At 62.8% G+C, this 19,269-nt stretch carries 19 protein-coding genes; 7 read left to right on the forward strand and 12 right to left on the reverse strand.

Features of this window, described 5'->3' with window-relative positions; genetic code table 11:
* Positions 1 to 27 precede the first annotated feature (27 nt).
* The 7 genes from J2Y41_RS20970 to J2Y41_RS21000 form a co-directional block, all read right to left on the reverse strand.
* Positions 28 to 1,059: an ABC transporter permease gene (locus tag J2Y41_RS20970; RefSeq protein ID WP_309931427.1), complete on the reverse strand. Its 1,032-nt coding sequence runs from the start codon at positions 1,057 to 1,059 to the stop codon at positions 28 to 30.
* Complete coding sequence (locus tag J2Y41_RS20975) at positions 1,056 to 2,096, reverse strand: ABC transporter permease (RefSeq protein ID WP_309931429.1); 1,041 nt, start codon at positions 2,094 to 2,096, stop codon at positions 1,056 to 1,058. Before J2Y41_RS20975 ends, J2Y41_RS20970 begins: the two co-directional genes overlap by 4 nt.
* Entirely contained in the window at positions 2,093 to 3,643 is a 1,551-nt protein-coding gene (locus J2Y41_RS20980) for a sugar ABC transporter ATP-binding protein (protein ID WP_309931432.1), read from the reverse strand. Before J2Y41_RS20980 ends, J2Y41_RS20975 begins: the two co-directional genes overlap by 4 nt.
* A 275-nt stretch (positions 3,644 to 3,918) precedes the next feature.
* Entirely contained in the window at positions 3,919 to 4,137 is a 219-nt protein-coding gene (locus tag J2Y41_RS20985) for a hypothetical protein (RefSeq protein ID WP_309931434.1), read from the reverse strand.
* 231 nt (positions 4,138 to 4,368) lie between these two features.
* Positions 4,369 to 5,466 carry an alkene reductase gene (locus J2Y41_RS20990; RefSeq protein WP_309931436.1) on the reverse strand — a complete coding sequence of 366 codons (1,098 nt, stop codon included), beginning with the start codon at positions 5,464 to 5,466 and terminating at the stop codon, positions 4,369 to 4,371.
* Positions 5,467 to 5,958: 492 nt separating this feature from the next.
* Positions 5,959 to 6,285 carry an AzlD domain-containing protein gene (locus tag J2Y41_RS20995; protein ID WP_309931438.1) on the reverse strand — a complete coding sequence of 109 codons (327 nt, stop codon included), beginning with the start codon at positions 6,283 to 6,285 and terminating at the stop codon, positions 5,959 to 5,961.
* Positions 6,278 to 7,015 carry an AzlC family ABC transporter permease gene (locus J2Y41_RS21000; RefSeq protein ID WP_309931440.1) on the reverse strand — a complete coding sequence of 246 codons (738 nt, stop codon included), beginning with the start codon at positions 7,013 to 7,015 and terminating at the stop codon, positions 6,278 to 6,280. Before J2Y41_RS21000 ends, J2Y41_RS20995 begins: the two co-directional genes overlap by 8 nt.
* A 79-nt stretch (positions 7,016 to 7,094) precedes the next feature.
* Here J2Y41_RS21000 and J2Y41_RS21005 point away from each other — a divergent pair, with 79 nt between their 5' ends.
* Positions 7,095 to 7,529, forward strand: coding sequence for an Lrp/AsnC family transcriptional regulator (locus J2Y41_RS21005; protein ID WP_309931442.1), 435 nt, complete (start codon positions 7,095 to 7,097; stop codon positions 7,527 to 7,529).
* Between the two features lie 442 nt (positions 7,530 to 7,971).
* Here J2Y41_RS21005 and J2Y41_RS21010 read toward each other — a convergent pair whose 3' ends face one another.
* Entirely contained in the window at positions 7,972 to 9,192 is a 1,221-nt protein-coding gene (locus tag J2Y41_RS21010) for a beta-ketoacyl-[acyl-carrier-protein] synthase family protein (protein ID WP_309931443.1), read from the reverse strand.
* 55 nt (positions 9,193 to 9,247) lie between these two features.
* Between J2Y41_RS21010 and J2Y41_RS21015 the strand changes: the two genes are divergently transcribed.
* Positions 9,248 to 9,826: a TetR/AcrR family transcriptional regulator C-terminal domain-containing protein gene (locus J2Y41_RS21015; RefSeq protein ID WP_309931445.1), complete on the forward strand. Its 579-nt coding sequence runs from the start codon at positions 9,248 to 9,250 to the stop codon at positions 9,824 to 9,826.
* A 299-nt stretch (positions 9,827 to 10,125) separates the two neighbouring features.
* Here the strand turns inward: J2Y41_RS21015 and J2Y41_RS21020 are convergent, their stop codons facing one another.
* From J2Y41_RS21020 to J2Y41_RS21035, 4 genes are all read right to left on the reverse strand, one after another.
* Entirely contained in the window at positions 10,126 to 10,782 is a 657-nt protein-coding gene (locus J2Y41_RS21020; RefSeq protein WP_224165872.1) for a GntR family transcriptional regulator, read from the reverse strand.
* A gap of 121 nt (positions 10,783 to 10,903) precedes the next feature.
* Complete coding sequence (locus J2Y41_RS21025) at positions 10,904 to 11,962, reverse strand: transketolase family protein (RefSeq protein ID WP_396133574.1); 1,059 nt, start codon at positions 11,960 to 11,962, stop codon at positions 10,904 to 10,906.
* Entirely contained in the window at positions 11,959 to 12,849 is an 891-nt protein-coding gene (locus tag J2Y41_RS21030; RefSeq protein ID WP_224165873.1) for a transketolase, read from the reverse strand. The genes J2Y41_RS21025 and J2Y41_RS21030 overlap by 4 nt, the downstream gene beginning before the upstream one ends.
* A 62-nt stretch (positions 12,850 to 12,911) precedes the next feature.
* Positions 12,912 to 14,249, reverse strand: coding sequence for an MFS transporter (locus J2Y41_RS21035; protein WP_309931449.1), 1,338 nt, complete (start codon positions 14,247 to 14,249; stop codon positions 12,912 to 12,914).
* A 204-nt stretch (positions 14,250 to 14,453) separates the two neighbouring features.
* Between J2Y41_RS21035 and J2Y41_RS21040 the strand changes: the two genes are divergently transcribed.
* Genes J2Y41_RS21040 through J2Y41_RS21060 form a run of 5 tightly spaced genes read left to right on the forward strand, consistent with a single transcriptional unit; the run spans position 14,454 to position 19,251 of the window.
* On the forward strand, positions 14,454 to 15,296 hold the full coding sequence (locus J2Y41_RS21040; RefSeq protein ID WP_224165875.1) for a sugar phosphate isomerase/epimerase: 843 nt from the start codon (positions 14,454 to 14,456) through the stop codon (positions 15,294 to 15,296).
* Positions 15,297 to 15,329: 33 nt separating this feature from the next.
* On the forward strand, positions 15,330 to 16,103 hold the full coding sequence (locus J2Y41_RS21045) for an SDR family NAD(P)-dependent oxidoreductase (protein ID WP_224165876.1): 774 nt from the start codon (positions 15,330 to 15,332) through the stop codon (positions 16,101 to 16,103).
* Positions 16,104 to 16,136: 33 nt separating this feature from the next.
* A complete protein-coding gene (locus J2Y41_RS21050) occupies positions 16,137 to 17,888 on the forward strand; it encodes a dihydroxyacetone kinase family protein (RefSeq protein ID WP_309931453.1) in 1,752 nt (583 codons plus the stop codon).
* Positions 17,889 to 17,897: 9 nt separating this feature from the next.
* Positions 17,898 to 18,356, forward strand: coding sequence for a ribose-5-phosphate isomerase (locus J2Y41_RS21055; RefSeq protein WP_309931455.1), 459 nt, complete (start codon positions 17,898 to 17,900; stop codon positions 18,354 to 18,356).
* A 37-nt stretch (positions 18,357 to 18,393) separates the two neighbouring features.
* Positions 18,394 to 19,251 carry a hypothetical protein gene (locus J2Y41_RS21060; RefSeq protein WP_309931457.1) on the forward strand — a complete coding sequence of 286 codons (858 nt, stop codon included), beginning with the start codon at positions 18,394 to 18,396 and terminating at the stop codon, positions 19,249 to 19,251.
* Positions 19,252 to 19,269: the final 18 nt, after the last annotated feature.

The following is a 19,269-nucleotide window of genomic DNA, read 5'->3' on the forward strand; positions in this document are numbered from 1 at the left end:
AGCGACGGCGTACGAATGGTGGATCGGTCAGGCCCTTTCCGGCGAGAAGCGGCTCTTGATGCGCTTCCATAGAGGGTGGTTTCCGCGGCGCATGAGGAGCAGGGCCAGCAGGACGACGGCGCCGTACAGGACGTTCTTCCAACCTTGGGAGAACCCGGTGGCCTGGATGACCACGGTGATGGTGGTCAGGAGGATGCAGGACATGAAGGTGGCCTGCCAGAATCCGCGGCCGCTGCCGATCACCGTCCCACCGACGAGGACCGCCGCAATGGCGGGCATCATCCATTCGTCCCCCAGGCTCAGTTGGGCGTTGCCGGAGAAGCCGAGCAGCATGATTCCGGCGACACCGGAGGCCAGGGCGCCGACGACATAGACGCTGATCTCGACGCGCCGGACCGGCAGTCCGGAGATGCGCGCGGCTGCTGGGGCGCTGCCGAACAGTTGCACGGTTCGTCCCCAGTTGCTGCGGGCTTGGATGAAGTAGCCGATGACTCCGACGATGATAAAGATGACGACGGGCAGGCCGATGCCGAAGAGCTTGCCGCTGCCGCTGAAAAGGCTGATGATCGCCTCCGGCGCGGCTGGTGATTTGCTGCCGAACGTGACCCCGATGGTGGTGCCGGTGAGAATGCCTCCCATGGCGAGCGTGACAATAAAGGCCGGGATCTGGAATCTGGCGATCAGGTAGCCGTCGATCAGGCCAACCACCACTGAGGCGCCGAGGGCCAGGAGGATTCCGGTGAAGACGTCGTGGCCCAGCACGCTCGTCCAAAGAGCGAGAATCGTTGCCGACAAGGCGACGACGCCAGGGATGGACAGATCCAGGCCACCGATCAACATCACCAGGCCCTGCCCGAAGGCGAGGACCGCTACGAACAGGCTCTGGGTGAGGATCGCCTCCCCCGCGGAGAACGAAGGCAGTCCGTCGCTGAAGATACGGCCCCCGACCAGTACGGCAATGGAGATAACAAGCAGCACCAGCGGCCGGGCAAGCCCCGGAGTCAGCAGCGGCCGCTTCTCCGGCACGGACGTGACAATTGTGTCTTGCATGGTGGTCATCGTCCTGCTCCTTCGGGGACACGTGCTGGGGAGGGCTCGGCCGGTGTCGTCGGCGGCACGGGCTGGGGTGGGACTTGGACATTTTGTTTCTTCTTGCCCTCGCTGCGGGCAGAGACAGCGCCGACCAGAACGGCCACGATAATCAGGGCTCCGGTGAAGATGGTCTGCGCCCAGCCGTTGATTCCCACCACGAAGAGGAACTTCGGGATGACGGTCAGTGTCAGTGCACCAAGGATGGTTCCGATCACTGAGCCGCTGCCACCGATAAACGCTGTGCCGCCGATCGCGATTGCCGCGAACGTTTGCAGCAGATAGGTGGATCCGATCGAAGCGTCACCGGTCTGGATGGCGGCGCTGAGCACGATTCCGGCCAGGGCGTAGAGGGCACCGGCGATGGTGAACGATGCAAACTGGACCTTGGTGACGGAGACCCCCGACAGGCGTACCGCTTCCTGATCCTGGCCGACGGCGAACATGTAGATCCCGAGCTTGGTGCGGCGGAAGACCAGCCAGGCCAGTGCCAGGATGACGATGATGATGAGGCTCCTCGGTACAACCAGCGGCCCGGTGATGAGCTGGACCAGGTCTTTTGAGATCTTGCCGCCCGGGGCTGGAAGGATCACCAGCGCAAGTCCGTTGAGGATGATGAGGACGGCCAGCGTCACAGCGATAGCGGGCAGTTTACCGACGATCACCAGCAACGCGTTGAGTGCCCCGATCGCTGCGCCGAGGACGAGGACAAGGCCGACAGCCACCCACACGTTCTGCTGGCTAAGTGTTGTTGTCATCAGGACGTTCGTGAGCGTGACAACGCCGGCGGCCGAGAGATCGAACTGGCGTGTGAAGATGACAAGCGTGACGCCAATGGCTGCGACGACCAACGGCAACGAGAGCACCAACCAACTGTTCAGCAGGAAAATGTTCAGTCCGCCCAGCTGTCGTGATGCCCACGCCAGGAGAAAGACTGTGAGGACCAGCGCGGCGCGGAAGGTGCCGTTCCGCAGCCAACCAGCGGCAGTGGCTCCAAAGAATTTCATAGTGCAACCTCGCTTGGAGTGGAACCAATGGGTTCGAGTGGTGCGGTGCTTGGCCTGGCTCGGCCAACTGCAGCTGCCATGATGGTGGATTCCTGCATGTCGGTTCCTGCCAGTTCTGCAGCGACCTTGCCCCCGTACAGAACGACGATGCGGTCGCTCATGCCAATGAGTTCGGGGATTTCGGTGGAGTAGAGAAGGATGCCGGCTCCATCTGCTGCTGCGCGGCGCAGGGTCCTGTAGACCTCAAGTTTTGCGGCGGGATCGATGCCCCGGGTGGGGTCGAACATGAGAAGGATGCGCGCTCCGGTCAACGTTGTGCGGGCGATGATCGTCTTCTGTTGGTTGCCGCCGGAGAGGGGCCCAACGTCTTTCGTGAGATAGTCCTCGCGCAGATAATGCTCCAGGCCCGCGGTCCGGGCCGTGGCGTGTTCGGCACGGGAGTTGATCAGCCCGAATCTGGACAGCTTACCCAGCACGGGCACGGACATGTTCTTGACCGAGGTCATGTCGGCAAAGATGCCCTCGCGTTTACGCTCCTCCGGAACCAAGGCGATGCCCGGCCCGCAGCGAAGAGCGTCGCGCGGCGACGAGAACTTGGCGGCTTGGCCGTCGACGGTGATACTTCCCGCCGACAGGTCGCCGGCGCCGGCGATGGCATAGAACAGTTCCTTCTGCCCCTGCCCTTCCAGACCGGCAACGCCCACAATTTCCCCAGGGCGGACATTCAAAGAGACACCACGCAGTCGCTGCTCCACGACTGCGTCCACTACCTCAAGCAGTGGTGCGGCGGTAGCGTCCAAGGTTCCGAGCACCGGAGGGAAGGCCACTTCGATGGAACGGCCGATCATTTGTGAAATCAGCGAGTCGTGGTCGAAGCTATCCCGCGTGAAGCCTCCGACGATCTGGCCGTTGCGCATGATGCTGCCGCGATCGCACAGTTCCTCGATCTCGGCAAGCTTGTGGGAGATGTAAAGGATCGCGGCGCCCCGGGCCTTGGCCGCAAGGACTTGGCCGAAGAGCCAGTCCGTCTGCGGCAGCGAGGCCGTCGGCTCATCGAGGATGAGGATTCTCGGCTCCGGGTTCAGGGCCCGGACTATTTCCAACCTTTGTTGCGCACTCAGGGGCAACTGGCTGGCCAACGCCCCGGGATCGATATCGTGGACGTCCCATCGCGCCAAAATTTCGGCGGCCCGCGCCTCAACGAGCTTCCGCGGCACGACGCCGCCGCGCGTCGGCAGCTCGGAGAACATCAGGTTCTCCGCCACCGTCAGGCTGGGAAGCAACGACAGTTCCTGAAAAGCGGTCCTGATCCCGGCATTCCGGGATGCCGCCAGGACACCCAGCTTCATGTCCTCCCCGCCGACGGTAACGTTGCCGGCGTTGGGGGTGAGCATGCCCGACAGGGCTTTGACGAGTGTGGACTTTCCCGCTCCGTTCTCGCCGACGAGGCCATGAACCTCGCCGGCTTCCAGACTTAGGGCAGCGTCGCGCAAAGCGATGGCATCGCCGTATCTTTTGGCGAGCCCTTTAACCTCCAGTACAGCCAACGTCCTTGTTCCTTACTGCAGTACTTACGCACATTCGATGAAGATGCGAATTGGATACCTGTCCCGAACGGTTCCCCCTACGACCGGAACAGGTGTTGCATTCGAGTATGCGATCAAAATCACAGTTGAACGATGGGCCCGAAAATACACTGAGCGCCTCCGGTATGTGCCAAGGAACATAAATCTTGGCAATTGGTTCATTGAGTAGCGGATAGACGCAGATAACCGACGGCTGTAGAGCCGTCGGTTATCTGACTGAAGAAGTCTGGTGCCGGTCAGGCGGCAGGGCGCAGTGCCGCTTCGGGTTGTTCCAGCAATTCGTGACTATGGTGCAAGGCAAATTCGTGCCTGAAATACAGGCCTATCCAAGGCGACGCGACCAGGTCGTCAATGCCGCGAAAGGTTTTTTGCTTCACGTTGTCCGCCACGGCATGTTTACACTCTGGCTTGCTGGATCCGGGGCTTTTCGTCGTAGGCTTCTTCCGACTGAACATGGTGCTCTCCTTCTAGTCAGTCATTGACGAGTGATATTTATCCGTCGTTCTCGCAGAGGCCACGAGTGGGGACCTCTTGGCCGATGGGACGGAGCGCTCTGTGATCGCTCCTCCGGACATCGGCGGCCGGCCAGAATGGCAGCAGTATGCTGCTGCGGCTTCCTGACCAGCCGCAAGGAACTTTGCGTTAGGTGGTGATTGCTGGGGCCTGGGGGCAGTACCGCCGCGCGGCTATCCCGCCAGTTCCGGGTAGTCGATGTAGCCTTCGTCGGTGCGTCCGTAGAACGTTTCCGGGTCGGCTTCGTTTAGCGGTGCGTCCTCGGCAAGGCGGCGCGGAAGGTCAGGGTTGGCGATGAAATCGCGGCCAAAGGCGACCGCGTCGGCGTTGCCGGCGGCGAGGACGTTCGTGGCAGACTCCTTGTTGTAACCGCCAGCAACGATGAGCGCACCGCTGTAGCGTTGGCGGACCCATTCGCTGTTGATAGCCTCTGCCGGCCTGTTGCTGCTCTGGTAGCCGGAAATGCCCGGTTCAATCAGGTGCACATAGGCAAGTCCCAGGGGCTCCAAAGCGCGAAGGACGTAATTGAAAAGTTCCTGTGGGTTTGAGTCGGCCATGTCCTGGAATGGGCTGCTGGGCGACAGCCTGACGCCAACCCGGTCTGCTCCGACCCGGTTGATCAATTCTTCGACTACCTCCAAGAGAAGGCGTGCGCGGTTCGGGATCGAGCCGCCATATTCGTCGGTGCGGTGGTTGGCGTTGTCCTGTAGGAACTGGTCGATGAGGTATCCGTTGGCCGAATGCAGTTCAACACCATCGAATCCGGCACGGATTGCGTTCTCGGCGGCCCTGCCGTAGTCGGCGACAATGGCTGGGATCTCTGAGATCTCCAGTTCACGGGGCGTGACGAACGGCACCCAGCCATCACGTGCATAGCCCAGACCCGATACCGCTATAGCCGACGGCCCAACCGGCGTCTCACCATTTGGCTGAACCGTCGGGTGCGATGCCCTGCCGGTGTGCCAGAGCTGGGCAACGAAAACGGCTCCCCCGGTGTGTACCGCATCCGAGATTGGCTTCCAAGCCTCAACCTGCTCGTCGGTCCAAAGTCCCGGGACTCCGGGATTGCCCACACCTTGGGGCGAGATGCAGGTCCCCTCGGAGATGATCATCCCGGCGCTGGAACGCTGGGAGTAGTAGAGCTCGGCCTTCGGACCAGGGCGACCGTCGGCGCGGGAGCGGGTCCGCGTGAGCGGAGCCATCACCAAACGGTTGGGCAGCTTGAAGGCGCCGAGCGCGATGGGGTCAAACAGGGAAGCGTCGGAAGGCATGGGACTCCTCGGAATGTTGTCGAAGTAGGGAAGGCGCGGTGAGCCGCCACGTGAGGGCCACTGAGGAAAGTCCGGAGCAGACACGTTGTGGTCTGGCGCGGGAGGGAAATCCTGGCGTGCCGCGTCCCGGCATTCGCGATGCCGAGCGCAAAATCCAGAGCCCATGCGCCATTGCACGAAATGTTCGTCGAAGTCCTTGCCGGTCTTGCGTCTCACCCTTTCTACAGTGTCACCGGTCAGGTCCGACCAGCGCCTGTATCGATTATGTGCTCCCCGTCACGTCAGGTTCGATATGTGGAAAAACACAATCCGGTACCGCAAGATGTCTTTCGGAACATGCGCTCTGGCGGCTGTTCCACTGCGGGTCCGCCTGCCACCTGCATCACCACCACATCGGAACCCCGGAACGTTGGGCCCGAGCCCCTCGAACCTAGGCGTGAACCGGCGTGGCATTCATTAACCGGCCGCAGGCACGAACTAAGTCCGGATTCGTCAGAAGAGGTTCACCAGCAGCACGTAACAGCACGTGCCGACGCCGACGCTCACCAAAGTCCGGCGGCCGCAGAGAAGGTGGGTGACCGCCGTCGTACAGACCGCCGCCAGTGCCACCAGCGAGTGCGTCGGGTCGGCAATGATGGTTGTACGAAGCGTGGATGCGGCGAGGATGCCCAGGATGCCGACCGGCATCCACCGCGACAGAACTTTCACCAGTCCCGATTCCCGGAGGGACGTAAGCGCCGCAAACGGAAGGGCCCTGAGGGCGAAGGTGATGGTGAAGACAATAGCGAGGACGGCGAGGATGTAGCTGACTTCAGGCACGGTCGCCTCCCACTTTGGCGCGTCGTCGGCCAATGGCGTAGCGGACCATCAATGCGGTCAGGAACAACAACAAGGCGACAAAAAGAGACTGGTCAGGAACTAGCAACAGTGACACGGTGAAACTTAGGCCCGCCAGGAGAACCGAGGGGATGTGCTTGTGGGACTCCGCCGCGTCCAGGGTCAGCGTCACAAACAGTGCGCACAGGGCAAACTCCAGACCTTGAATGTGGCCAGGAAGCAGTGCCGCGAGGAGAACCCCAGCGAGTCCACCTCCGACCCAATAGCTTTGGAACGCCAGCTGCATGGACAACAGTCGCCTAGATGTCCAAGTATCGGATGAGGCTGCAGTGACGGCGTAGGCCTCGTCGATCAATGCGTAGACCGAATAGAACTTGGCCGCTGGGTTCCGGACGATGTGCAACGGGAAGGAAAAGGCGTAGAAGACATGGCGGAAATTGACCAAGAAGGTCGTCAAGGCGATGGTAGCTAAGGGTGTTGCGGTCAGCATCATCCCGATCAGCAGCAATTCCAAGGAACCTGCGAATCCGGCAATCGATAAGGCCGGCGCAACCCACCAGGGCAATCCGGACTGCATGACCATGAGTCCGAAAGCGACGCCCAGCGGAAACATGCCCAAGCCTGCGGCAAGGGAGTCCTTGAGACCTTTGGCCACTTCACCGCGGTTCGTTGATGTCGGTCCGGCGTCCGACAGGAGCATTGGTTCTTTCACCCCATAATTTTTCCACGGCAGCTGCACCCTAAGATTGCAAAGATTGCAAGCCACAGGCCTCATAGAGCAATATATCTATATGGATTCCATTGATCGAGCAATAGTCAAAGTCCTCCAGAGAGACGGACGGATCTCGAATGTGGACCTCGCGGATCAGGTCAACCTGACTCCCGGGCCATGCCTGCGCCGCGTACAGCGACTCGAAGCCTTAGGAACCATCCAGGGATACAGCGCGAGGATTAATCCCGCAGCAATCGATCGCGGCTTCGAGGTCATCCTTGATGTCGACCTGCTCCAATTCGACAAGGACAGCGTCCATGCCTTCGAGGACGCACTTGCGGCCTTTGACGAAGTCATCGAACTACACCGGCTCTTCGGGTCGCCTGACTACTTTGTGCGAATCGCCGTCGCTGACTTGGAAGCGTACGAAGAGTTCCTGAGCAACCGTGTTCTCACCCTCCGCGGCATCCAGAAAGTCAGCTCCCGGTTCACCATGAAAACCATCAAACGCTGACATAGAGACTCTGATTTCAGGGGCAGCCTTAGCATGTAAGAGACGCGGACGCCACGGGAATAGACCGAATACCTAGGAACTCGCTCTTATTCCAGCCCGTGTACCGAAACCTATCTTCTTCCTGAGGTTCTTCGCACGTACCCGAACGTCCGCGATCTCGCATATCGTAGCCCGCCCGGCTGCTCCACTCTGGAGCTATGGAAACGTTGGTGCATCGACCGGAAATACGCCAGACCGGTACCCGGAACCGGGACACTCTCAACGACTGCGGGGTTCGTTACGACAGGAGTCCAGCCGAGAGCATCAACGCCCCCTTCGAAGGAAACCACTGACCGGGCCATGTCATGCTTGCCACCCTGCGTAAAGCAGTGGGCTTGCCACAGGCGAAAGTGTGTCGACTCGGACTCGGTAGCGGTAGTGAGGAGCCAGCCGGTAGGGAGTGTCAGTTCACGGTGAACACCAGTGAGGCGTTGTGGCCGCCGAAGCCGAAAGAATTGTTGAGCGCCGCTCGAAGCCTCGCCGGACGGGCCTTGCCGGTAACGACGTCAAGGTTCACCTCCGCATCCAATTCCTCGAGGTTTAGGGTCGGCGGTACCAAGCCGGTCTCAAGTGCCTTGATAGTGAGGATCGATTCAACGGCCCCGGCTGCGCCAAACATGTGCCCGATCGCGCTCTTCGGTGCTGTGACCAGCGGTCTGCTTCCGACTGCCCGAGCGATTGCATGGGCCTCTCCGACGTCGCCTACGGGCGTGCTTGTCGCGTGCGCGTTGACGTGGTCGATGTCGGCTCCGGTCAGTTTCGCCATCCGGATCGCTGCTGTCATGGCACGCTCCTGCTCACTGCCGTCGGCCAATGGGGTCGTGATGTGGGAGGCGTCGGAGGTGATACCCCATCCGGCGAGCGTGGCGCGGGAGCGGTGCGACCGGGCGGCGGCATGGTCTGCGCGTTCCAGAATGACGATTCCGGAACCCTCACCGAGCACGAACCCGCGACGATTGACGTCGAACGGCCGCGAGAGCGTTGTGGGGTCATGGTCACCGAGCTTGGCCAGGGCTTGCGATTGCGCAAATGCGGCCAGCGTCACCGGCGTGACGGCTGCCTCGGTTCCACCGGCAATAACAACATCGGCCTCGCCGGTAACGATGAGCCTCGCCGCTGTCGCGATCGCCTCGGCCCCGGACGCGCAAGCTGAAACCGGAGTGTAGGCCCCGGCGCGGGCTCCGAAGGCAATGCTGATCTGGGCAGCGGCCCCGTTTGCCATGAGCATCGGCACTGTACGTGGTGAGACTCGGCGCGAACCGGATGTGCCCATACGGTCGTGAGCACCCAGAACAGTTCCAATCCCGCCGACGCCCGTTCCCACCACAACAGCCAGACGGTCGCCTTCGACCTCGGGAGCCCCAGCATCTGCCCAAGCCTCGCCGGCGGCAACGAGCGCGAGCTGCTGGCTGCGGTCCAGTTGCTTGGCGCGGACCCGCCCGAGGGCTGCGTCTGCATCAAGGGCCGCCTCAGCCCCAACGCGAACCGGAAGTTGCTCCCACAGCGGCCCTACTTGCTGTAGCACTCGTACGCCGGACTTTCCTCCAAGCAACGCTTCCCAGAGCGCCCGCACGCCATGCCCAAACGGGGACACCGCACCGTAGCCCGTAACTGAAATTTCCACACGCACCCCTTCTTGTATGCTAAACAAGTCTATTTGTATCACGTACAATCGAAATATGGCGATCACATCAGATGGCCCCCAAGCCAGGCGGGGTCAAGCGACGCGGGCCAAGATCCTCGCGGCCACGGCAGAACTGCTGGAAAGCGGCGCCAGGGCGGTCACTGTAGGCGAGATCGCACGCGCTGCTGGTGTTTATCCGAACCAGATCACGCATCACTACGGCTCGAAGGACCGCCTGATGCTGGACGCAGCATTCAGCCTGTTCCTGCGTGACACCATGCGCCTGCAGGCTGCAGGCCGGCGTGCCGGGTCCGCTCAAATGTTCCGGCAGATTCTTGCAAGGACCGCCCTGTCAATGCCGTCGTCAGTGCTCGTTGTCCGGGCCTTGTCCGCGACTGGAAGCGATGATGGGCAGCGAGAACACATCCGGCTGCTGCTTGCGCTCCTCTTCCGGCAATCGGAACGGTACCTTGACCGGGTCATGAACGAGCGCGGATGGACGAGTCCCAGCGGTGCCGGTCGTGACACCCGAACCTTCTGGAGTGCAGTTTTCGGTGCAACGCTGCTCGCAGATGCTGGTGCAACCGGCGGACCCTCGGACCTTGACCTCGCCAGCACACTGTCAATCGCCTGATGTTGCACGACGGCGGAGTTAGGTGCGGGGGGCGCCGCCCGCCTAACAGCCTGGACCACCACACCCCAACCTGACGTCGGCCACGCCTCGATAGGACGTCAGGCAAGGATCCAAACCGCAATTCTCTGACACCCCACGAACGGTGTCTTAGCCCCTAACCTGACACCCTAATCAGAGTCACCTGTTCAAAATAGGCGCAGCGGCACACCCGGCAGCGGAGGAACGGCGGGCATCTTTCCATCGGCGGGCACCTTCCCACCGAAGCGCCGCGGCGCACCAGGCGCCAGCCGTGGCTATCCCTACCCCACCAGATTCTCCGCCGCACCATCCATGTGCGAAATGATGGTCTCCCGCGCCTTCGCGGCATTACCGGTTTCGATCGCAGCGACAATGTCGTGATGCCGGCCGACGCTCATGTTCCGGGTGGCGCGCTCCAACCCGGCAAACATGATGGACATCCGGATGGAGCCCTCCAGGGATTCCCACGAGTGCAGCAGTGTCTCGTTTCCGGACAGGCGGCAGAGCGTGCGGTGGAATTCGAGGTCGGATTCGATCCGTTCCTCCAAGGATGCCTTCGCTGCCTTGTCCATATTGTCGACGGCGGCACGCAGTTCCGCGAGCGCGGTCTCCTTGTCCGGCATCTCGCTCAGGGTGCGGGCGGCGAGTGATTCAAGGACTCCTCGAACCGCGAAGATGTCGCGAATCTCCTTGACGTCGAGGTGCCGCACGGAAAGCCGACCCCGGGCACCGGCGGAGACCAGGCCTTCCTGCTCCAGTTGGCGCAGGGCTTCCCGGAGTGTGCCTCGGCTGATTTGGAGCATTTCAGACAGTTCGGTTTCCACGAGGTGCCGCCCAGGCTCAAGCTCACCGCTGGTGATCGCACTACGCAGAGCGGCGAGTGCCTGCTCGCGCAGGCTCTTCTTCTCCAGTCCCAGCAGGGATGCGGTGACGGCCATCGTGTGTGTCCTCAAATTCTATTGGCGACTGCTAACAGTCCGGTGTTAACTGTTGATACTACGGGCAGCGGTGCGGGACCGGCAGTAATTGCCGATCCCGCACCGCTGTCCGAACAAGACTTCAGCCCAATTCAGCCAGCACCTTCGCCACGATCCGGTCAACAGACAGCCCGTACCGCTCGTGCAGCGTTGGCAATGCACCGGCGTCGAGGAATTGGTCCGGAAGCGCGATGGGAACCACGCGCTTGCCGAGACCGGCGGTTACGACGGCGGATGCAACGGTTTCGAACAGACCGCCAACAACCGTGTGGTTTTCCAGCGTGACGGCCAGGCGGTCGGTGTTCAGCTCGGCCAACACGGTGTGGGAGTCGAACGGCTTGATGGTGGGCGTGTGCACCACGGCGACATCCACGTTGTGCTTAGCAAGCGCATCTGCAGCCTGCAGGGCACGCATGGTCATCAGGCCGGAGGATACGAACACGACGTCGTTGCCGCCTCGCAGGACCTTGGCCTTGCCGAGCTCGAACGAGTAATCGTACTCATCCAGGACGGTGGGCACGTTGCCGCGCAGCAAGCGCAGGTACGTTGGCCCGTCCGAGGCCGCAAGCTGCGGGACAGCCTGCTCAATGTCCACCGAGTCGCAGGGATCCACGATGGTCAGGTTGGGCATGCCGCGGAAGATCGCCATGTCCTCGGTGGCCTGGTGGCTCGGCCCGTACCCTGTGGTCAGGCCGGGAAGCCCACCAACAATGTTGACGTTAAGGTTCGGCTCGGCGATGTCCAAGCACAGGAAGTCGTACGCGCGGCGGGCCGCGAACACCGAATACGTAGACGCGAACGGAATCAGCCCCGTCTCCGCCATGCCTGCTGCGGCTCCGAAGAGTAGCTGCTCCGCCATGCCCATTTGGAAGAACCGGTCCGGAAAGGCCTTGGCGAAGATGTGCATGTCCGTGTACTTGCCAAGATCGGCGGTGAGTCCAACAATCCTGGAGTCAGCCTCAGCTGCCTTGACGAGCGCGTGCCCAAACGGCGCCGAAGTCGTCTTCTGGCCGGGGTCCGCGAAGGACGCGATCATGGCCGAGGTCTTCAGCTTCGGCTTGGCCGGCGAACCCGGCGAACCCGCCGAACCAGCCAGGCCGGCCGAACCCGCCACACCCGCCGCCGTCGTAACTGTGCTCATACGGAAGCCGTCCCTTCGTATCCTGCGGTCAGCTGCTCGCGGCAGATCTGCCATTCGTGTTCTTCAATGCGCATGAAGTGCGCCTTTTCGCGGGTTTCCAAGAGCGGCACGCCGCGCCCAACTTTGGTGTCGCAGAGGATCACTGATGGCCGCCCGACAGCAGCTGACTGCGAACTGATGTTGTCGAACGCTGCCAGCAGCGCACCGACGTCGTTCCCGTCCACCCGCTGCGTGTACCAACCGAACGCTTCCCACTTTTCGGTGACCGGCTCGGTGCGCAGCACGGTATCCGTGGCGCCGTCGGCTTGCAGGGCGTTGATGTCCACCATGGCGGTGAGGTTCCCGAGCTGGTGGTGGTGCGCGCCCATGGCGGCCTCCCACGTGGAGCCCTCATCCAGCTCACCATCGGAGAGGAAGTTGATCACGCGGGACGCGGAGCCCTGAAGACGCAGGCCCAAAGCCATTCCGACGGCGATCGTCAGGCCGTGTCCCAGCGAACCGCCGGAGATCTCCATGCCGGGCGTGTAGGTGGACATCCCGGACATTGGGAGGCGGGAATCGTCGGAGCCGTACGTTTCGAGCTCAGCGACAGGTACGATTCCGGCTTCGGCCAATGCTGCGTAGTGGCCGATTGCGTAGTGACCCGTGGAGAGAAGGAAGCGGTCGCGTCCCTCCCAGTGCGGGTCGTCGGCACGGTATGTCAGCTGGTCGGCGTAGACGGCAGCCAGCATGTCAGCCGCGCCGAGGGCCTGGCCAACGTAACCCTGGCCTTGGACCTCGCCCATGGTCAGGGCGTGGTGGCGGATGCGGTAGGCGGCGGCACGGATGCGCTCTACCCGCTCGGCCGCGGGAGCGGCCGTGGCTGTTTCAACTGATGAGAGAGTCACTGGTTTCCTTTCGGAGCCGGGCGCGCGCCGATGGGGAGTACGCGCCCGACGTCGATGGCTGCTTAGGCGTTTACCGTCTGGGGAGTTTTGCTGGCGGCTTCTTCGGCGAGCGCACGCTCACGCTTGCCCCAGGTTTCCCGGGTGATGAGTGCTGCCCACAGGCCGATGGCTGCATAGAAGCTGAACAGCAGCGCCGGTCCCATCCAGCCCATGCTGACGAACAGCAGGGTGGTGATGAAGGGGGTGAAGCCGGAGACCATGGCGGAGATCTGGTATGACAGCGAAGCTCCGGATGAGCGGGTCTTGGCCTGGAAGAGTTCGGGGAACCATGCTCCCTGGGCTCCGGCGAGGGAATTCTGGCACACGGCGTAAGCGACGACGATTGTCGCGATGATCAGCAGGAACAGGCCCGTGTTGACCAGCATGAACATCGGGATTCCGAAGACGACGGCGAACGCGGTGGACCAGATGTAAACAGGACGGCGACCAACGCGGTCCGTCAGTTTGCCCCAGAAGTTGGTGGCGAAGATACCGATGCCGGCTGCCACGCAGAGCGCCACCAGGGTTTCAGTCTTGTCCGCCAGCTTGTTGGTGTGAAGGTAGGAAATCATGTAGGTCACGGACACTGCGTAACCGGCGGTTTCGGCAATACGGAGGCCGATGCCCCGGACAATGTTGCGCCAGTCGGTCTTGATGACATCCACGATGGGAGACTTCACGATGTCGCCCTTGGATTTGACGTCCTCAAAGACCGGGGACTCGGGAACCTTGGAGCGGATGATGAGGCCCACGGCAACCAGCACGATGCTTGCGAGGAACGGTACGCGCCAGGCCCATTCGCTGCCGAGTCCCACGCTGCTGAGGAAGACGAGGTTTGCGAGCAACAGGCCAACCGGGAAGCCGGCCTGCACGATTCCCGTGAACTGGCCCTTCTTTCGCCACGGTGCGTGCTCGTAACTCATGAGGATTGCGCCGCCCCACTCGGCACCGAAGGCCAGGCCTTGGATGACCCGTACGATCACCAGGAGCGCGGGAGCCAGGAGGCCCACCTGCTGGTAGGTGGGCAGAAGGCCGATAGCGAAGGTTGCCAGGCCCATCAGGATGAGCGAAGCCACCAGGACCGGCTTGCGGCCGAGCTTGTCGCCGAGGTGGCCACCGATGATGCCACCCAACGGACGGGCAGCGAAGCCGACGCCGAGGGTCGCGAAGGAGGCCAGGGTGCCAGTCACCGGGTCGGCGCCCGGGAAGAACGCTGTACCGAAGTACAGTGCAGCGGCGGTGCCGAAACCGATGAAATCGTAGGTTTCGATGACTGCGCCAACGCCCGAACCGACGGCAACGCGCTTTGCTTCCTTGGTTCCATGAACCGGACCACGCATGGTCAGAGCTTCATTGCTCATTTGTGTATTTCCCTTTCGAAGAGTGAGGCGCTTCTTAGGCAACTTCACTGTCGACAGTCAACATAATACGTCAACTGTGACGGAGGACACCAGCAATGTCAACAGTCAACTTCAAAGGTTGACTGTCAACAGTCAACCCGGCTAACGTGGTCTCCATCACTAAGGCCTTCTCCGGCGAGGGCCCTAACTTGAGGATCAACGACGATGTTCCATCACCGACTGGGCTGTTCTTCCATCAGCTTCCGACACCAGGATTTGGCGACTGCCCTGAAAGCCATGGGCGCCCTCGGCTTCGAAGAAATCGACCTTGGCGCGCTGCCCGGCGTTTGCGACCACGTGCCCTACGTACTGGACGCTGAGGCAGTCGAGACGGTCGCCGCCGTCGTCAATAACGCGGGCCTGCGGGTCCGCTCGGTAAACGGCGACGTCGGGGACCTGAACGCATTGCTCGACGGCGGTGCGCAGGAAGCGCGCGATCGGCACCTGGAGATGCTGCTCGCCTTGGCGGCAAAGACCGGCGCGAAGGCTCTGGTCCTGCCGTGCGGCGCGATCGACCATGACCCGGTGAAGAGCTTGGAAGAGGACATCGACGCTGTGGCAGCTCAACTGATCCACGCGTCTGCCCGCGCCAAAGAGTTCGGCGTCGAGCTGTGGACCGAATCCCTGCACTACTACCGGTTGTGCTGGAACACGGAGCGCGCCCAACTGCTCGCCGACCGCCTGGCGGGCTCCGACGTCGGAATCGTCATGGACTTCAGCCACATCGTCGCCTCCGGAGGCGACCCCCTGGACTTCGTCAATCGTTTCTCCGCCAGCATCAAACACGTCCACTTACGGGACGCTGTGCCCGCCACGGAAAACGAACCGGGGAACATCAACCTCAGCATCGGCAATGGCAAGGCCGACTTCCCTGCCGGACTCGCAGCCCTGCGGGAAGTTGGCTACACCGGCCACTTCTCCCTGGAGCTCGAAACCAGGGACGTCACCCATGATGAACGCCCGGCAGCCGCAGCCAAAGCTGCCAATTACATCACAGACCTCATCTGAACTTTTTCCACCAACCACCATTCAAGGAGCACCATGACCACCATCCAGCGCACCGCCGTCCTCACCGGAGCTACCTCCGATCGCGGCATCGGCCTGACCACCGCCCGCCGCTACGCCAACCAAGGCTGGGGCATCGTCATTCTGGACCTCGACGGCGAGAAGTCCGCCAAGGTTGCCGCCGATATAGCCAACGAATTCAACGTCCCCGCGTTCGGCTACGAAATCGACGTGGCCAACGAAGCCTCCGTCACCGCAGCCCAGGCAGCCGTCGCCGCGGAAGTTGCCGCCGGGAACCTCCCGCCCGTGGGCGCCCTTGCCAACATCGCCGGCATCACCTCGCCCATCCCGTTCCTGGAGACCACCCTCGAGCTGTGGCACAAGGTCATGGACGTCAACGCGACCGGTACATACCTCGTCACCAAGGCATTCCTTCCGGACATGATCGCCAACGGCTGGGGCCGCATCGTCAACATGTCCTCGGTCTCCGCCCAGCGCGGCGGCGGCGTGTTCGGCAAGGTTCCCTACTCCGCGGCCAAGGCCGCCATCCTCGGCTTCACCAAGGCACTTGCCCGCGAAATCGGCGAGACCGGTGTGACCGTCAACGCCATCACCCCCGGCGCCGTGGACACCAACATCCGCGTCGGCAGCACCGAAGAGCAGGAAGCTGCCATCAACGCAGGCATCCCCTTGGGCCGCAACGCCACCACCGAGGAAGTTGCCGCCGTCATCACGTTCCTCTCCTCCGAGGACTCCGCGTACCTGACGGGCACCACCATCGACATCAACGGCGGCAGCCACATCCACTAATTCGAGCTGCTCGAAGGAAACCCAGGACCCACCATGACCAGAATCTTCAACGATCCCGCCGACTTCGCTGACGAAGCCCTCGCCGGTTTCTGTGACGCCCACTCGGACCTCGTCCGCCAGGTAGAAGGCGGCGCAGTCCGCCGGAACCGCCCGGCAGCACCGAAGGTCGCCGTCATTACCGGCGGCGGCTCCGGACACTACCCGGCCTTCGCAGGCATCATCGGACCGGGTTTCGCTGACGGCGCCGTGGTGGGCAACATCTTCACTTCGCCCTCCACCCAACAGGCATACTCCGTGGCCAAGGCTGCCAACTCCGGAGCCGGCGTCGTCTTCACTTACGGCAACTACGCCGGGGATGTCATGAACTTCGGCATGGCCAGCGAACGCTTGAACGCCGAAGGCATCCCGGCGGAAAACGTGCTGGTCACGGACGACATCGCCAGCGCCTCCCCCGAGGAAATCGAGAAGCGGCGCGGTATTGCCGGGGACTTCGTGGTCTTCAAGGTCATGGGTGCAGCTGCCGAATCCGGGCTCGACCTCGCGTCGGTGGTCCGCGTGGGACGCAAGGCCAACAGCCTTACCAGGACCATCGGCACGGCATTCAGTGGTTGCACCTTCCCTGGCGCCGACCAGCCATTGTTCAAGCTTCCGGAGGGACAGATGGGCCTTGGCCTTGGTATCCACGGCGAGCCTGGACTATTCGATACCGAGCTGCCGTCCGCCGTCGAACTTGGCCAGGAGCTGGTGAAGCGCGTGCTGGCAGAAACGCCCGGGTCCGGTTCAACGCGGCTGGCCGTGATCCTCAATGGATTGGGTTCAACGAAGCACGAGGAACTGTTCGTTCTCTGGCGCACTGTGGCTCCCCTCCTCCGCGAGGCTGGCTACACGCTGGTCATGCCGGAGGTCGGCGAACTGGTGACCAGCCTGGACATGGCCGGCGCTTCGCTGACGCTCACGTGTCTGGATGACGAACTTGAGCAGTACTGGACCGCTCCCGCGCTGACGCCGGCGTACCGTCGTGGGGCTGTTGGCTTCGAGGCTGCTTCGTTCGAAGACCCGGGCGTCGACGCTTCTGCCACTAACGCCGTTGACTACTCCTCCACCAGCGAATCGCGCGAATACGCTGGGCAATGCCTCTCCGCCCTGGACGCTACTGCCGCCCTGTTGCGGGACTCCGAAACAAAACTGGGCGACATGGACGCAATCGCTGGCGACGGCGACCACGGACGCGGCATGGTCCGCGGATCCGCGGCAGCCCTCGCAGCGGCATCTGTTGCTTATGCACGTGGAGCCGGTGCTGGCTCCTTGCTCATTGCTGCCGGAGACGCCTGGGCCGACAAGGCCGGCGGTACGTCGGGAGTCCTGTGGGGTGCCGGACTGCGCGCCTTTGGCGAGCGGCTGGGAGACGCAGAATCCCCGACGCCGGTAGTCCTCTCCGAATCTGTTCGCGCCTTCGCGGACCGCATCACCAGCCTTGGCAAGGCGGATGTTGGCGACAAGACCATGGTGGATGCCCTGCTGCCGTTCGCTTCGACCTTCGCGGCCTCCGTTGCCGCCGGATCCATGGCCGAGGAGGCCTGGGCTTCCGCGGCTGACGTCTCTTCCAAGGCAGCTGCGGCCACGGCAGAACTCCGTCCGTTGAAGGGCCGCGCCAGGCCGCTGGCCGAGAAGAGCATCGGCACGCCGGATCCAGGGGCGACGTCGCTCGCCATGGTGTTTGCCGCCGTCGGGCCGCATTTCACCGCAGTTCCCGCCACTGCAGGCAACTTCGCAGCAAGCAACTAGGAGAATCACATGCGCATCATTGTGGGCGCCGACGAAGCAGGCGTTGATTACAAGGACCGGATCCTGGCCGACCTTAGGGAGGACTCCCGGATCGCTGAGGTTATCGACATCGGCGTGAACCGTGCGGACGAGGACTTCACCAAGCCCTACCCGTACGTGGGCATCGCGGCCGGTGAAATGATCCGCGACGGCAAGGCCGATCGGGCCATCCTGTTCTGCGGCACAGGGATCGGCGTGGCCATCGCCGCCAACAAGGTTCCGGGCATCCGGGCTACCGCTGCTCACGACTCCTTCTCCGTGGAGCGATCCATCCTGTCCAACGACTGCCAGGTCCTCACCATGGGCCAGCGCGTTGTGGGCGTGGAGCTGGCGCGTCGGCTCGCCAAGGAATGGATCGGCTACGCGTTCGATCCCGAATCCGGCTCGGCCGCGAAGGTCAGGGTTCTGAGCGACTTCGAGGGCTGCTAGGCCTTCGGGGCGCTCCTGCCTCGCGCTAAACTGAACCATGACCGGTGCCCGCGCCCGTCTCCTGGCTTGGTTCTTCTCCCTGGCCGTCCTCCTTTCAGGCTGTTCGTCCGCGAACGGCGTGGACGAGGCCGCCTCCGACCAGCCGCCGCCAGTCGAGTCGACGCAACCAGCCGACTCCGCGCATGCAGCCGGAGGGGAAGTCGCCCTCGCCACTCAAGCACCCCCGCCGGCGTCCCCCAGCCCGACTTCGGTGCCGGCACCAGTCCCGGCACCTCTCCCGGCACCAGTCGCGACGCCTCAGCCGTACTCCCTTAACCTCTACCAACAGGGCGACTTCGTACCGCAGTACACGTTCGACTGGTGCGTAGCGGCGAGCATACAGATGATGCACAATCTCATCGATGACACCGGCGGCGGTACCTGGGCCGGCCGCGCCCAGCAGAGCGAGCTATGGGACATGGCGCGAATGAGGTCTTCCGATTCATTCAACGGCGCCAACCCGTTCGGTTGGGCAGCAGTGCTGACCGCGGTGAGGATGGGCCCCTACGAAGTTGTCAGCATTGCCGACTACGAGGATGCGCTGCAGGCTGCAGCGCGGGCCATGGCCAGTACGGGCCGCCCGGTGGGGCTGGTCATGTGGAGTGGTCGCCACGCCTGGGTAATGAGCGGATTCGAGTCACTCGGCGATCCTGCCCAGTTCCCTGAATTTCCGGTGACTGGAGTACGCGTGCTGGATCCGCTGTATCCGTATGGGAGCGGGCAGTGGGGGCCATCGCCAGCCCCCAACAGCCTGCTGACCCCGGATCAGCTGGCGACACAATTCGTGGTCCGGGAGCCGCGACGCTGGAGCAGTGCGCTCCCCGCCGGGTACCTGCTGGTGCTTCCCCGGCCCTGACCAGCCCGCCGGGGCCCC

It is taken from the genome of Arthrobacter sp. 1088, from assembly GCF_031455315.1.
Classification (GTDB): Bacteria; Actinomycetota; Actinomycetes; order Actinomycetales; family Micrococcaceae; genus Arthrobacter.

Excerpts from the sequence above, each read along its gene's own strand:
- J2Y41_RS21035 (WP_309931449.1), bottom strand. The coding sequence starts at position 14,249 with ATGAGCAATGAAGCTCTGACCATGCGTGGTCCGGTTCATGGAACCAAG.
- J2Y41_RS20990 (WP_309931436.1), bottom strand. The coding sequence starts at position 5,466 with ATGCCTTCCGACGCTTCCCTGTTTGACCCCATCGCGCTCGGCGCCTTC.
- J2Y41_RS21015 (WP_309931445.1), top strand. The coding sequence starts at position 9,248 with ATGGCGATCACATCAGATGGCCCCCAAGCCAGGCGGGGTCAAGCGACG.
- J2Y41_RS21050 (WP_309931453.1), top strand. The coding sequence starts at position 16,137 with ATGACCAGAATCTTCAACGATCCCGCCGACTTCGCTGACGAAGCCCTC.
- J2Y41_RS20975 (WP_309931429.1), bottom strand. The coding sequence starts at position 2,096 with ATGAAATTCTTTGGAGCCACTGCCGCTGGTTGGCTGCGGAACGGCACC.
- J2Y41_RS20970 (WP_309931427.1), bottom strand. The coding sequence starts at position 1,059 with ATGACCACCATGCAAGACACAATTGTCACGTCCGTGCCGGAGAAGCGG.
- J2Y41_RS21045 (WP_224165876.1), top strand. The coding sequence starts at position 15,330 with ATGACCACCATCCAGCGCACCGCCGTCCTCACCGGAGCTACCTCCGAT.
- J2Y41_RS20985 (WP_309931434.1), bottom strand. The coding sequence starts at position 4,137 with ATGTTCAGTCGGAAGAAGCCTACGACGAAAAGCCCCGGATCCAGCAAG.
- J2Y41_RS21060 (WP_309931457.1), top strand. The coding sequence starts at position 18,394 with ATGACCGGTGCCCGCGCCCGTCTCCTGGCTTGGTTCTTCTCCCTGGCC.
- J2Y41_RS21020 (WP_224165872.1), bottom strand. The coding sequence starts at position 10,782 with ATGGCCGTCACCGCATCCCTGCTGGGACTGGAGAAGAAGAGCCTGCGC.
- J2Y41_RS21040 (WP_224165875.1), top strand. The coding sequence starts at position 14,454 with ATGTTCCATCACCGACTGGGCTGTTCTTCCATCAGCTTCCGACACCAG.
- J2Y41_RS21055 (WP_309931455.1), top strand. The coding sequence starts at position 17,898 with ATGCGCATCATTGTGGGCGCCGACGAAGCAGGCGTTGATTACAAGGAC.
- J2Y41_RS21005 (WP_309931442.1), top strand. The coding sequence starts at position 7,095 with ATGGATTCCATTGATCGAGCAATAGTCAAAGTCCTCCAGAGAGACGGA.
- J2Y41_RS21025 (WP_396133574.1), bottom strand. The coding sequence starts at position 11,962 with ATGAGCACAGTTACGACGGCGGCGGGTGTGGCGGGTTCGGCCGGCCTG.